Origin of the sequence: Flavobacterium sp. LC2016-23 (assembly GCF_009674775.1) — a bacterium.
Classification (GTDB): domain Bacteria; phylum Bacteroidota; class Bacteroidia; order Flavobacteriales; family Flavobacteriaceae; genus Flavobacterium.
In genome coordinates this window covers 1-13546 of sequence record NZ_WKKE01000010.1, presented here as the reverse complement: position 1 = coordinate 13546, position 13546 = coordinate 1, and the positions used below count along the sequence as shown (strand labels likewise).

Annotated in this window: 14 protein-coding genes and 1 tRNA gene; 11 read left to right on the top strand and 4 right to left on the bottom strand. The window is 36.1% G+C overall.

Annotation, left to right across the window (positions count from 1 at the left end; translation table 11 throughout):
• Positions 1-6 precede the first annotated feature (6 nt).
• The 4 genes from ftsA (at position 7) to GJU43_RS09885 (ending at position 4392) form a co-directional block, all read left to right on the top strand.
• Positions 7-1428 carry a cell division protein FtsA gene (ftsA, locus tag GJU43_RS09900; RefSeq protein WP_154340610.1) on the top strand — a complete coding sequence of 474 codons (1422 nt, stop codon included), beginning with the start codon at positions 7-9 and terminating at the stop codon, positions 1426-1428.
• Between the two features lie 84 nt (positions 1429-1512).
• Positions 1513-3498, top strand: coding sequence for a cell division protein FtsZ (ftsZ, locus tag GJU43_RS09895; protein WP_154340609.1), 1986 nt, complete (start codon positions 1513-1515; stop codon positions 3496-3498).
• 287 nt (positions 3499-3785) lie between these two features.
• Positions 3786-4235, top strand: coding sequence for a GatB/YqeY domain-containing protein (locus tag GJU43_RS09890; protein ID WP_154340608.1), 450 nt, complete (start codon positions 3786-3788; stop codon positions 4233-4235).
• A gap of 83 nt (positions 4236-4318) precedes the next feature.
• Positions 4319-4392: transfer RNA gene (locus GJU43_RS09885), tRNA-Arg, on the top strand.
• 43 nt (positions 4393-4435) lie between these two features.
• Here the strand turns inward: GJU43_RS09885 and GJU43_RS09880 are convergent.
• Positions 4436-4954 (bottom strand): hypothetical protein, encoded by a 519-nt coding sequence (locus tag GJU43_RS09880; RefSeq protein ID WP_154340607.1) that lies wholly within the window; start codon positions 4952-4954, stop codon positions 4436-4438.
• 153 nt (positions 4955-5107) lie between these two features.
• Positions 5108-5575 carry a DUF962 domain-containing protein gene (locus tag GJU43_RS09875; RefSeq protein WP_154340606.1) on the bottom strand — a complete coding sequence of 156 codons (468 nt, stop codon included), beginning with the start codon at positions 5573-5575 and terminating at the stop codon, positions 5108-5110.
• Positions 5576-5825: 250 nt separating this feature from the next.
• On the opposite strand from GJU43_RS09875, the gene GJU43_RS09870 reads away from it, so the two are divergent.
• The 3 genes from GJU43_RS09870 (at position 5826) to GJU43_RS09860 (ending at position 7735) form a co-directional block, all read left to right on the top strand.
• On the top strand, positions 5826-6695 hold the full coding sequence (locus tag GJU43_RS09870) for a hypothetical protein (protein WP_154340605.1): 870 nt from the start codon (positions 5826-5828) through the stop codon (positions 6693-6695).
• A 1-nt stretch (position 6696) separates the two neighbouring features.
• Entirely contained in the window at positions 6697-7035 is a 339-nt protein-coding gene (locus tag GJU43_RS09865; RefSeq protein WP_154340604.1) for a hypothetical protein, read from the top strand.
• Positions 7036-7183: 148 nt separating this feature from the next.
• Complete coding sequence (locus tag GJU43_RS09860; RefSeq protein WP_154340603.1) at positions 7184-7735, top strand: DUF4494 domain-containing protein; 552 nt, start codon at positions 7184-7186, stop codon at positions 7733-7735.
• Between the two features lie 97 nt (positions 7736-7832).
• Here GJU43_RS09860 and GJU43_RS09855 read toward each other — a convergent pair whose 3' ends face one another.
• Positions 7833-9062, bottom strand: a complete 1230-nt coding sequence (locus GJU43_RS09855) for a TMEM143 family protein (RefSeq protein ID WP_154340602.1) — start codon at positions 9060-9062, stop codon at positions 7833-7835.
• A 47-nt stretch (positions 9063-9109) separates the two neighbouring features.
• The gene (locus GJU43_RS09850; protein ID WP_154340601.1) at positions 9110-9799 is read right to left on the bottom strand and encodes a hypothetical protein; all 690 of its coding nucleotides are present in this window, start codon (positions 9797-9799) and stop codon (positions 9110-9112) included.
• Between the two features lie 384 nt (positions 9800-10183).
• Between GJU43_RS09850 and GJU43_RS09845 the strand changes: the two genes are divergently transcribed.
• The 4 genes from GJU43_RS09845 (at position 10184) to GJU43_RS09830 (ending at position 13318) form a co-directional block, all read left to right on the top strand.
• Entirely contained in the window at positions 10184-11593 is a 1410-nt protein-coding gene (locus GJU43_RS09845) for a hypothetical protein (protein ID WP_154340600.1), read from the top strand.
• Between the two features lie 7 nt (positions 11594-11600).
• The gene (locus tag GJU43_RS09840) at positions 11601-12179 is read left to right on the top strand and encodes a DUF6705 family protein (protein WP_154340599.1); all 579 of its coding nucleotides are present in this window, start codon (positions 11601-11603) and stop codon (positions 12177-12179) included.
• A 59-nt stretch (positions 12180-12238) separates the two neighbouring features.
• Positions 12239-12787 carry a DUF6705 family protein gene (locus GJU43_RS09835; protein ID WP_154340598.1) on the top strand — a complete coding sequence of 183 codons (549 nt, stop codon included), beginning with the start codon at positions 12239-12241 and terminating at the stop codon, positions 12785-12787.
• 87 nt (positions 12788-12874) lie between these two features.
• Positions 12875-13318 carry a hypothetical protein gene (locus tag GJU43_RS09830; RefSeq protein WP_154340597.1) on the top strand — a complete coding sequence of 148 codons (444 nt, stop codon included), beginning with the start codon at positions 12875-12877 and terminating at the stop codon, positions 13316-13318.
• Positions 13319-13546 lie beyond the last annotated feature (228 nt).

Below are 13546 nucleotides of genomic sequence, written 5' to 3'. Positions count from 1 at the left end.
TAGAAAATGGAAAAAGATAACATTGCAGTAGGTCTAGATATTGGAACAACAAAGATAGTTGCCATGATCGGCAAAAAGAACGAGTATGGAAAGCTGGAAATTCTGGGTATTGGGAAATCCAAAAGTTTAGGAGTTGCGAGAGGAGTTGTAAACAACATCACGCAAACCATTCAGTCCATTCAGCAGGCAATACTTGAAGCAGAAAACAATTCAGGTTATAAAATAAAAGATGTGGTGGTCGGTATTGCCGGACAGCACATCAGAAGTATACAGCATACCGATTACATCAGCCGTAGTAATCCGGAAGAAGTAATTGGCGAAAATGACATTCAGCTTCTAATTGACCAGGTGAATAAATTAGCCATGTTACCGGGAGAAGAAATTATTCACGTTTTGCCACAGGAATTCAAAATCGACGGACAGTCTGAAATTAAAGAGCCTATCGGAATGTACGGCGGAAGACTGGAATCCAGTTTTCACGTAGTAGTAGGACAAGCCTCTTCTATCAGAAATGTGGGAAGATGTATTCAGAGTTCCGGAATCGAATTGTCAGGACTGACATTAGAACCATTAGCGTCTGCTGATGCAGTGTTAAGCCAGGAAGAAAAAGAAGCCGGTGTAGCACTTATTGATATCGGTGGCGGAACAACGGATCTGGCTATTTTTAAAGATGGCATCATTCGTCATACCGCAGTGATTCCTTTCGGAGGAAATGTAATTACCGAAGATATCAAAGAAGGATGTTCGATCATTGAAAAACAGGCAGAGCTTTTAAAAATAAAATTCGGATCAGCCTGGCCGGGCGAAAACAGAGACAACGAAATTGTTTCTATACCGGGTTTAAGAGGAAGAGAGCCAAAAGAGATTTCGCTTAAAAACTTATCTAAAATTATCCATGCCCGTGTGGTAGAAATTGTAGAGCAGGTTTTTGCTGAAATTAAAGCATACGGACACGAAGATCCGCGTAAAAAATTAATTGCAGGAATTGTGCTTACCGGTGGTGGCGCACAGCTGAAACATATCAAACAGTTAGTAGAGTACATTACAGGAATGGATACCAGAATCGGATATCCAAATGAGCATCTGGCTGGGAATTCAAGCGAAGAAATTTCAAGTCCGTTATTTGCAACAGCAGTTGGTCTTGTCATGAATAGTATCGAAAACAGCACGCAAAGTGCTGTTAGAATGGAACTTGTAAACGAGCAGCCGAAAGTGGTGTACAGAAATGTTAACACTCCGCCGCAACCGCCCGTACAGCAGCGATACGAAGTGGAGGAAAACTACGTTGAAAGAGTAGAAACTTTCGATGATCACAGAGAAGTCAGAAAAAATGTGACACAGGAAGAATCTACCGAAACAAAAATAAGAAGATCATTTTTTGATCGTTATGTCGATAAAATCAAAGATTTTTTAGATAACGCAGAATAAAAGAATAAGAAACGAAAAGGATTACTTTTTGCCCCAAGTCAAGAAGTAAAAAATGTATTTAATAAGAATTTCAAAACCAAAAAGATGATGAGCAACTCAGAATTTGGAAGTATTTCATTTGATTTACCGAAAAACCAATCAAATGTAATCAAAGTAATAGGTGTCGGTGGAGGCGGAAGTAACGCAATCAACCACATGTTCAAGCAAGGTATTAAAGGGGTAGATTTTATCGTTTGTAATACAGACTCACAAGCACTTCAAAACAGTGCTGTACCAAATAAAATTCAGTTAGGGATGAACTTAACAGAGGGACTTGGAGCAGGAGCAAATCCTGACGTAGGCCAGCAATCTGCTATTGAAAGTATCGCCGATATCGAAAAAATGTTAGACCGTGGTACTAAGATGGTATTTATTACCGCTGGTATGGGTGGAGGAACAGGTACAGGTGCAGCTCCGGTAATCGCACAACTGGCAAAAGAAAGAGAGATCCTGACGGTGGGTATCGTAACAATTCCTTTTCAGTTTGAAGGGAAAGTACGTCAGGAACAGGCACTTTTAGGAATCGAAAAATTGCGCAAGCAGGTCGATTCACTAATTGTGATCAATAATAATAAATTAAGAGAAGTATACGGAAATCTTGGTTTTAAAGCAGGATTCTCCAAAGCAGATGAAGTTTTGGCAACAGCCTCAAGAGGTATTGCTGAAGTAATCACGCACCACTATACTCAAAATATCGATTTACGTGATGCTAAAACTGTTTTGTCAAACAGTGGAACAGCGATCATGGGATCTTCTGTTGCTGAAGGTGAGAACAGAGCAAAAGATGCAATTGTTTCAGCATTGGATTCTCCGTTATTAAACGACAACAAAATTACAGGAGCCAAAAACGTATTGTTGCTTATCGTTTCTGGATCAGATGAAATTACATTGGATGAGATCGGAGAAATCAATGATCACATTCAGGCTGAAGCAGGATTTAACGCTAATATTATCATGGGAGTTGGTGAAGACGAAACTCTTGGTGAAGCTATTGCCGTGACTATTATTGCGACAGGTTTTGATGTTGAACAGCAAAATGAAATTGTAAATACAGAGCCTAAAAAAATCATTCACACGTTAGAAGATGAACAAAGAAGTGTTCATAATTTAACAAACAGAACGTTAACTTCTTTTGATTTAAATGCAGAAACTACTAGTGTCTCATCAGAACAAAAGATTGTTTTTGATTTGATGGAAGATACGGTTGCTCCCGTAACACCTGCTCCGGTTGCACCGGTGGCAGTTGCTCCGACAATCAATCAGGAAGAATTAGTGGTAATGTCAGAGTTTATCAAAAACCTTGATGTGACTTTCGAAATCGTTTCGCCAATTACAGATATCGATTTTAAAATCTCTGCGCCGGAAGTTCCCGCTTTCCAGGAAGTAAAACCTGTTCAGCAAAGAGTTTTCGAAAAAGAGGAACAAACCACTTTTTCATTCGATCTGCCTCTTTTCAGAGCAGAACCTGAAGTAAAAAGAGAACCGTCAGTTGTGGAAGACAATAAGATTTTGTTCGAATTAACGAATGATACCCGTAATATAAAAGTGAACGATCCGGTACAGTTTGTTCCGGTAACAGAACTTTCGGATAACGGAATCATCAAATATTCGCTGGAAGAATACATGGAAGTTGAAAACGACCTGATCACTTCAAAACCGGCTGAAAAAGTAATTGAAGATGTAGTTCCTGAAGAACTGAATATTACGTTGAAGCCAAGAGTTGATTTTGCTCAGGAACCGGCTTTTACCACAACAGATCATGTTTCTCCGTTAGAATTGACAATCGAAGAGACTTTGCGTCTGAGAGCGGAAGAAAGAAGAAAGAAACTAAAAGAATTTAATTATAAATTCCATAATAATGTTTCCAGAATTGACGAACTTGAAAAAGAACCTGCTTACAAAAGATTAGGGATCGATCTTTCAAATACACAGTCAAATACAACCAATTCAAGAATCTCTGTAGGTACTGACAGTAATAATGATTTGCAATTACGTTCCAATAATTCATTTTTGCACGATAACGTAGATTAATATTCCAATCATAATTATAGGATAACCCGAAAATTGGATTTAATTTTCGGGTTATTTTTTTTATCTTCGCACAGAATTTAGAAATTTGACTTTAAAAGTATTTATATTTAACAAATATTGTTGCCCTGAGCGAAGTCTAAGGTTAATTACCTAAAACGGCTTTGACTAAGTTTATCCTGAGCGAAGCCGAATGGACTCAGCCGGACAAATAATGTGTTACAGAAGTCATAATTTTAAATAAATAATCAATTTATAAGCCTTGCTGCTTATTTAAATAAAAAAATAAAATGAGTTTACAAATACAAATCATGGACGAGATTAAAACAGCCATGAGAGCAAAAGATACAGTAGCGTTAGAAGCATTAAGAGCGATTAAATCTGAAATGTTACTGGCAGCCACTGCTTCCGGATCTAAAGAAGAATTAACAGAAGACGAGGAAATTAAATTATTGCAGCGATTGGTAAAAACGCGTAAAGAAAGCGCCAGAATTTTTACAGAACAAAACCGTCCTGACTTAGCAGAACCGGAATTGGCTCAGATTGCTGTAATCGAGAAATTCTTACCTGCACAATTAAGCGAAGAAGAAGTAGAAGCTGTAATTGCAAAAATTATTGCAGAAACAGGAGCTTCCGGAATTGCTTCAATGGGTAAAGTAATGGGATTGGCTGCTGCACAATTAGGCGGAACTGCTGAAGGAAAAACAATTTCTACAATTGTAAAAAAATTATTAGTTTAGTAGAAATTTCAAAAAACAGAAATTCCAAATTCCAAGTTTAAAATTGGAATTTGGAATTTAAAAAATTGAAATTTTAAAATATTGACTGCGTAGTTCAACTGGATAGAATATCAGATTTCGACTCTGAGGGTTGCAGGTTCGAACCCTGTCGCGGTCACTAAACAAAAAACCTATTTCATCACGAAATAGGTTTTTTTAGTTTATTTTTTAGCAGTAACTCTTGAATCAGTTAAGAAATTGTTCCAGACAGCCAGAGGAATTGTATATGATGTTTGGTAACTTACGTCAAAAATAAAGGCTTGATTTTTTACTCTTAAAGTATCAACATTGAACCTTTTTAATCTTTTTCTTTGCTTGAATAAATCAATTATGTAATGAGTTTGTGGACAACAGCAATATCCTCCATTTCTTGTTGAATCAAACAATGAATCAAATTCTTTAATTTTTTTTACATCTACAATTCTATCCATTCTAACAAGTTTTGTAGTGTCCTGCGAATCCGTTTCTTTAATTTTATATAGAGAAATTTCTATTCTATCCATTTCTATTCTATCCATTTCTTTTCGCAAATTTTTAAAGTAATTTTCATGATAGTGTAGAACTGAATCTCTTGTATTTGTATTATGCTCTTTCTTTGGCTTTATAACTTCATCTTTTTTATTACAGGAGCTAGATAATATGGCAACCCCAATAATAATTACTTTTTTAAGTTTAATCATATGTACAAATTTGATGAATTTAGGAGCCAATTCCGGCCATCTACTGTGTCTTTTGCGGCGAACCCCGCCACAAAAGGATGCCGTTCCTGTCCGGGCAGGGCATCATCGTATCATTAGACCATTGTCTAAAAAAAATATATCGAATCAATGGAATTATCCTTTTCGGGAAAACAAATTTTCGACCACCCAGGCCGGACCAATCATTAAAAACTGAAGATCTTTCAGAAAAGAAGGTTTTTTACCCTCAATATTATGGCCGTAGAATTGTCCGATCCAGACGATTACAAACACGCCAATAGAGAACTCCCATAAAGGTAAAACCTGCCCAATATAATAATTTACAACCAGACAGATAGCAGAAAGAATTGCAATCTTAATCGCCATCGCAACTGATAACCGAATGTAAAAAACAAGTATAAGAAGCAGTACCACAACAGCCCAGTTTTCTATAACAGGGGCATTCAATTGCAGAGTAGCAGCAATAATACCACTCGGAATACTCATTAATAAACCAACAATCGAAAAGTAAATCGCCGGAACACAGACATAATGAATCGCTTTGTTCTTTGGATTCTGATGACTTACTGCATATTCTTCAAACCATTGCTCTAATGTTCTCATATTTTTGGATTTAGGTATCTAACAAAGCTATTGAATATTTTGCATTTTTAGCATTAGGGTGAATAAAACTATGCAACAGAAATTTCGGGTAGTTTTTTTGACGGCGAGATATTCACCTTTCAAAGATTAAATAGATTTTAAGACAAAGAATCAGCCTGATTTATTTTAATAGGTAAAATCTTTTTTTGTAATTTTATTCCTTCACAGTAAGAATCTGCAAAACAGCGTTCCAACCTTAAAACCCAATAGAATGAAACAAAGTCTGATTGTACTATTAGTACTGTTTTTAACCTCCTGTTCCTCCTCCAAAATTATCGAATTAGGAAGTGCAACAGCCACAAAAGGGATGGATGTCTCACAAAAAGCACAGGGAATTTATACAACGTTATCAGAGCAGTCAGCTATTGATAAGTCGCAGCAGGACAAAGTAAAAGTACTTACCCATCCAAGTCCTTCTACAATGGCATTACCGGATACCAAAGCCCCTGATTTTTCGAAACAATTACAACCACGAATACAGGCGTATCAAAATTTATTTGAGGTTTACAAAGCATTCTCGCTTTTAGCAGACCCAAAGTATTCGGACAAAACAAAAGAGGCGATGGCGGCCCTGCAGGATAGTTATGATGCGATCGAAAAAATGCCCGACTTACCGGCTGATGTCAAAACAAAACTGCCCAATGTTTTGAAAATGGTTGGAGAAGCCGTTCAGGCAAAAGAAGTGAAAAAAAATAATGAAATATTGTATGTCCTTTCCGAAGTATATTTAGAGTTATGGAACGCCGATAAACAAACCTGGAACGAATATATCGATCTGATTTATAATTCGTATGCGGAGGGACTCAATACCGTTGATTCCAAACGTTATGATGTCAACAAAATTTCTCAGAGCAATTCCGAGCCTTACAGTGACACTGCCACCATTATTCTGATGTACCGACTGCGAAACAGGGATGACATCATGAAGCAAAAAAATGATCTGAAAAAGCAACTCGTCACTTTCGGTCAGGCACTTGAAGAACTGACCAAAGCGCATGCTGAAATTGCCAAACAAAGCACAGACATCAGCACTGTTATTTCGTCCTTAAACAAAATCGAAGAACTTCTAAAAGACAAGTAAAATGCAGGAAGAATTAAAAAAATCATTATCAGAAGCGATTACCCAGTTTAATAACAGAAGAACGCAGCTCCTGCAGGATGCCTTTACGGAAGGAGGAGAACCTGCACTGGATAAACTGGTAGAAGAATACGATGCGCTCCGGGATGCGTATTTTGAAATTCTGAAAAGGGAACTGGATCAAAACAATCCCCGTTATACCCAGCTCACCACTGCGACAAAAGAGGAAGCTGATAATTTGGCCAGGAGCCTGAAAAAACTCAATAATGTAAATGAAATCCTTGCTTTAACCACTTCGGTTATTAACCTGGTCGGAAGGGTTTTAATTGTTTTGGCCCTATAGCAAAATGCTTCTGTTTGAAAGATAAGGAGTTACAAAACAAAGAATAATCTATCCTGTAATTCATTCGAAATTGTGAATATCTATTTTGGAATTTGTCGATTTTATGCCCGTTAAAATCTATCTTTGGCAACCTTAAAAAACAGAAGAAATGAGCGCAATTTGGTACGAATGCAAAGTAAAATATAGAAAGACCGATGAGACTGGAGGACAAAAAGTTACTACAGAACCGTATTTGGTAGACGCTGTGTCTTATACAGAAGCAGAAAGCAGAATCAATGAAGAAATGGCTGCCTATGTGAGTGAAGAATTTAAAATTACCAATATAAAAGTGGCTAATTATGCCGAGATACATCCTTTTGAAAATGCCGATCGCTGGTTTAAGTCAAAAGTTACTTTAATGGCTTATGACGAAGAAAGCGGTAAAGAAAGAAAAACCAATATGTATCTTTTGGTACAGGCCAATGATGTAAAAGAAGCTTACGACAATACCATTACGGTAATGAAAAACACCATGGGAGATTATACCATTCCGGCTATTTCAGAATCACCGATTATGGATGTTTTCCCGTATTTCAGTGGTGAAGAAGGAGAATTGGAACAACTGGAAAGATTTAATGCCCTGAAAGCTTCAAAACCTGAACTGGTTGCCGTGGGTGACATGGGAGAAACGGTAGAAGACCTTATTGAGGTTGAAAACTAATAATTCACAAGATTATACAACAAAAAAGAGGATCTAATAGTCCTCTTTTTTGTTTTTATATAAAGCAGTAGTGGCACTAAAGTTTTTTATTAAATGCTTATTTCTGATTGTACTCAAAAACAGTATCCCATAATTCATCGATTTTCACGAGGGCTTTATCCAGGGCAATTACTTCCCATTTTCCGTTTGTTTCTAAGCCAAGACCGATATTTTTTAGTTTATCTAAAGCGTCTTTTACATCAAAATCCAGGTTGGCCTGGAACTTTGTCATAAACCAGGATTCAATTTGATGATCGAGTTCTTCTGCCGTGAGCGGATTTGGACTACGGTCTAAAAAAGCATAAGCCAGTATGGTTTCCTTAAGCACTTCTTCTTCCGAAGAATTTAAGAGTGAATAGAAAGCGCCGCTGTTGTTTCCGAGATTCTTAAAGTAAAGACTGTCGGAAAGCATTTTTCCGTATTTGATTTTCTTATTGATAAAGTTGCTGTACTGGCGGAACAAGTAGGCGCATAAAATTCCCAAAGCAATTAAACCCTGATTTAGCGAAGCTTTACTGTTTAGTAAATCAATCGCTTCTCCGGACTGATACGCCGCGTACATGCCAATTAAAGCCGGAATTACCGTGGTACTCAATAACGAGATGCCACCTCCGATTCCGGGTACCCAAAAGAATAACTTATCTCTGGTGGACATTCTCGGAATGGCATTTGGGAATATCGTTTCAAGATCATTTTTAGGAACCCGTTTAAAAATCTTTAATCCGATAGACCCCGGATCAACAGGCATTTTTCCTAATTTTACTTTTTTCTCTTTTAGATAATCGGCTTCGTTATAATTCAGGTAAATCATCACGCGGTCATAATATTCGACTTCTATTTCCTTCTTCCAGAAAATAAATTTCTTAACCGTTTCTTTCGCTTTATGAGATCCGCGAACGTACAATTCATAATCTTTGAAAGCATTAAAATCGATAGAAAGATTCAGGCCAATCAAATCCGATTCCTTAAAAGCCCGGTCTAAAGTTTCCTGATCGATGCGGGTATAATTTCCGTGTTTTAAAACCGTAAGAAGGGTTTCCTTAAAAACCGAAAAATCACTTTTTCCAATAAACGATTCACGTTCTTTAGGGCTCAGGTCGGGATCGAATAAAGCATAATGCTGCTTCAGGTTTCGGTTCAGGTTAAAAGCCTCGTAATGAAAGTAGTGTTCGACAATATCGAAAAGCTTTTTAAAATCATCAACCTTTTTTTTATCTTCAGAGAACGTGGCTATTTGTTGTTCGAGCAAGAATTCCTTATTGAAGGGAATATAATTTTCTCGTGTCATATTCAGTGGGGGACTTTAATGGATGGGCTGTGGTTTCAAAATAAGAATTACAAATCTGAATTGTCTGCGTTATCTGTTTTTTCTGAAATTTTTGGCAACGGTTCGGTATTGATGATTCTGAAACGTCCGGGATATTTACCCCAGATGTTTTTTTTGTTGCCATAGTAGTCCATGTATTCCTCACAAACAAAAACGGCATGTGCCGTAGACCAGGCCACAACACCACAATATTCACTTCCGGAGAGTCGCTTTAAGGGTACTATTTGTTTGTCTTTTTCGAAACCTAAATATTTATAAATGGTAGGGGTGTATACCTCGCCGTCTTCTAAATCTTCTAAAGCCTTATCAAAAGTCGATTCCCTGTCAATAATTTGCTTGTATTTGGCCATCACGGCATAAGTCAGTACGGCGTAATCCTTTATTCTTTTGCTTTCCTCATTGGTTTTGATAAATACAAAACCGGCAGAAAATTTAGCTTTCTCCAGTTCGTCCTTTTTCAGCTGAAAGGAAGCATTGTTTTTTAATCGGATATAAAAGAGACTATCTGCTGTTTTTTCTGCTGTATAAAGATTATCCAGTCCATAAATATTTAAAGCGGCCTTAATAAAAGCAATCGACGAACAGTTGGTGCGCTCTCCCTGTTTAAAGCTTTCGAATATTTTATCGGAACTCAATTGCGAGTAACAAGTTGAGGAGGAGAATATTAAAAATAAAATGGTTACAAAAACAGCTTTCATTGTCCTAAGATTTTATAATTTTTTTTCCCTTTATAATTTTTCGAAAAGAGATTTTACAAATCTATGAAAACCAACTATTAGTTGGTGTTTTTACTTCTTTATTTTTCAAAGATTAACAATTTGTCAAAAGCTGAAAAAGCACAGGAACAGAAAATCGTTTGACAGTTTTTTCAGGAGAATTCCATTCGAATTTAGGGTGTATCGAATTAATTAACAACAGTTATCAATTGGTTCCCTACACTTATAAATTGGTGTATAAGACTACAGAAAATATTGTTTTACTTTATAAAAAGAACATCTTTTTAAGCCTTAGCTGCAGCAGCTTAACAGGGTGTTTTTTGTTCAGTTAAGATCAAAAAAATAATAACCTAAAAGAATTACAGGATGAAAGAAAATTTTAAGACAGCAGCAGCTGTAATTACGGCTGTGCTGATTGCTGCATTTTTTACAGGATGCCAGCAGGATGACGAAGTGGTCGCTGCGGGGAGCACAACAGTGTCTTCTGCCAAAGAATGGTTTAAAGAGTATGAAGGAAAGGGTGATAATTATGTTTACCTCCAGAATCTTATTTACGATTGGCCTGGTGCGATCGTGAAACAAGCTGAAGACGGTACTGAAACGATTGTGATCCCGATAAAAGAATTAAAAATAAACCAGTCAGAAATCTGGCAACAGCGCTTATACCTGTATAAATTACCCGATGGCAGTTACAAGGCCTCAGTGGTTGAAATCTATCCTGACAAAGCTGCCCCACAAGAAGACCAGTCTATGGAGGGCGGAAATTTCAACGGATATATCAGCGTCTGGGATCTCAAGAAAGGTTTTGTAAAAGCAGCCCAATTTAAGAACAATCACGCTGTGGAAGACGGGATTGTGGAAGTGTTGGACAGGGAAGATAAGGCTACTTACAAGGCGCTGCCAATGCCTTGCGAAGATTGTATGAGTGGAGGTGGAAGTAATACTACCGGTACTGTTTTAGGAGATCGGTTAAGAAGTGTTGTTGTAATAGGAAAATCTGGTAATTCTACGGGTAATTTCTCCAGCTATTATTACAGTCCAAGAAGTCCTGTTGTAAGCAGCGGATTCACGCCAGATTCTTATACGTCTAATCGGGGTGGTAGTGGTGATAGCAGCCCGGGTCTTCCTCCTGCAACGGTGGTAAATCCCTGTGATAAAATGAAAACACTAATGGCTAACCCTAATTTTATTGTTAAACTAGAGGAACTTCTTAAAAAAACTAATTTAAAAGTTGAGAATGGTTATTCGCAAAGTAAAAATGGTCCCTTTACACCCCTTACCGGAACTGCGAGTACGGAAAATTCAGATCAGATAAGATTTGCATCAGATGCGAATACAGTAGGCTATATCCATACCCATCTTGACCCTTATGAAAGAGTAAATGCAGCTGGCGAAACACAATCTGTTAAGCCGATAAAAATGTTTTCTCCCGGAGATGTAAAAGCGTTTGTAATTTTGCTTCTCAATGCCAGTAGGAACAACATTCCTATTGATAATATTTACGGAACAATGGTTTCCAGTTCAGCAACATATCAACTGAGGTTTACAGGAAATATAAATGATGTTATTTTAAAAGGCGGCAGTATTAATTGGAATGGTTTAGATGTTCTCTATACAGAATTAATGAGCAACAATAGTATCGAAAAAGGGTTTTTAAAATTTTTAAATGAGCAAATAGGGATTAACGGTATTGAATTGTATAAAATTGAAGCCTCTGGAAATTCTCGGAAAACATTGAATAATAACGGAAAAGTATCAACTATTAATTGTAATTAAAATAAACATGAAAAAAATATTCATATTAGGATTTATAATATTATCTACAATATCATGCAGAGCGCAAACAATCGTTCCTGTAGAAAAAATGGGAGATTATATTGATGCTGGAGATGGTATACCAGACAACACTTACCTAAAAGATGTAAATAATTTATTAACCAAGTTTGTAGGTACTTGGAAAGGAAATTACCAAGGTAAAGACTATACTTTATATATTAGTAAAACTACTTCTAAGTATGAGACAATAACTCGTGATCGGTTATTAATCCGTTATTTAATCACATCTAGTAATGGCAGTGTTTTAGAAAATACTCAAAGCATTCCCGATAATAGTCCGTATATAATTGCAGGCTCTTATTTCAGCAAGGATTTGGCCGTGTATGCGTTAAATTTTACTAGTAAAAATTCTCTGTGTGGAAATGCAGGAACAGTATTTATTCGTACCAAAAATGCAGCAAATACAATAATTTCATTGGGTTTTGAGCCAAATAAAATCATGATTTCTGAGGAAACCTGTCCCGGTTTTAAATTAGCAGAACTCACATTTCCACGTCAGAACTCAATAATGCTTACTAAACAATAGTTTGTGTCTAAAATCCTCAAATATTCTTGTATAATTGAGGATTTTAAAAAAATAAGACTATGAAAAAAATAATAATAGCATTAAGCATAATTTTAATTACTCTATCATGCAAAGCGCAACAGATAGTGCCTTTAGAGACAAAATTAGATGAAGCCCCAATAGGAACATATTTTAAGGATAGTAATGGTTTACTTACTAAATATATCGGAACATGGAAAGGTACATACGAAAATAAAAATTACACTTTTATAGTAACAAAATACAAAGACGAGTTCAGGGGTGTTTTTAGTGATAGACTATCAATTCGTTATTTAATCACTTCAAATGCAGGAGTAATTTTGCAAGATACCAGAAGTTTATCAGATGAGAATAATTTAGTAATAGCAGGCTTATATTTTGGTGAAAATTTTGGTTATTATGTATTAAGTTATTCTGGTGAGAATGCACAATGTGGTCAATCTGGCGATCTTTTCATTTCTACTTCAAAAGATAATAAACAAATGAAGTTATACTTAGCAACTTCTCATGACATAATAAATGCTAGTAAATGCCCTAAAGTGGCAGAACAAATATTACCAACTAAATCAATGTTTTTAAATAAACAATAGCAGTAAGTAAAAAACAGCTTTCAATATTTTGCAAGCTGTTTTTATTTACTTTAAAGTTATTTTGACTGAAAATCATCAACCACAATTATGAAAAATATTTTTTTAGTACTGATTCTTTCTTTGTTTTCGTACATAAATTATGCTCAGGATAAGCCTTTTATTCTTGAAGATTATGCGATCAAAGTAAGAGCGATAAAATCAGATCATAACAAAGTACTATGTACTGATACAACAAATTCTAAACGGATCGGTTTTGTCGCAGAGTTTGAGGTAATTAACGATGCTGACATCAAAAGGTTTGGTAATAGAATTTATGCCATGGATATTTGTTGTAACTATCACGGAGATGGTGTTTTTGACCCCGATCAAATTTGGGATTTAAAAATATCCGAGCAAAAGTATTATTTGAAAGAAATCAAAATAGTTAATGAAGAATTGCTTTACAAAAATGTTGGGAGCAAAAAATATTGGATTAGAGATTTGTCGCGAAAATATATCTTACATGAGCCACTAGTAAAAAAGGATAGATAAAGCATTGATTTTAACGTAGTCTGTTTTTTATTCCTAACGGCAAAAGTATTCGGCCAGACTCCGGCAACGCAAAGTAAAATAATGTATTTAGACGTTACTAGGCAGAAACAAATAGTAAAAACGACCAAAGACTAATGGTTCCTAGTCGTGCAACAAAAAGTGTAATAAAAGGGAATGCCCCGAAAAAGAAAGGAGGATGCTAAAATGAAAATAAATAAATCTATAGTA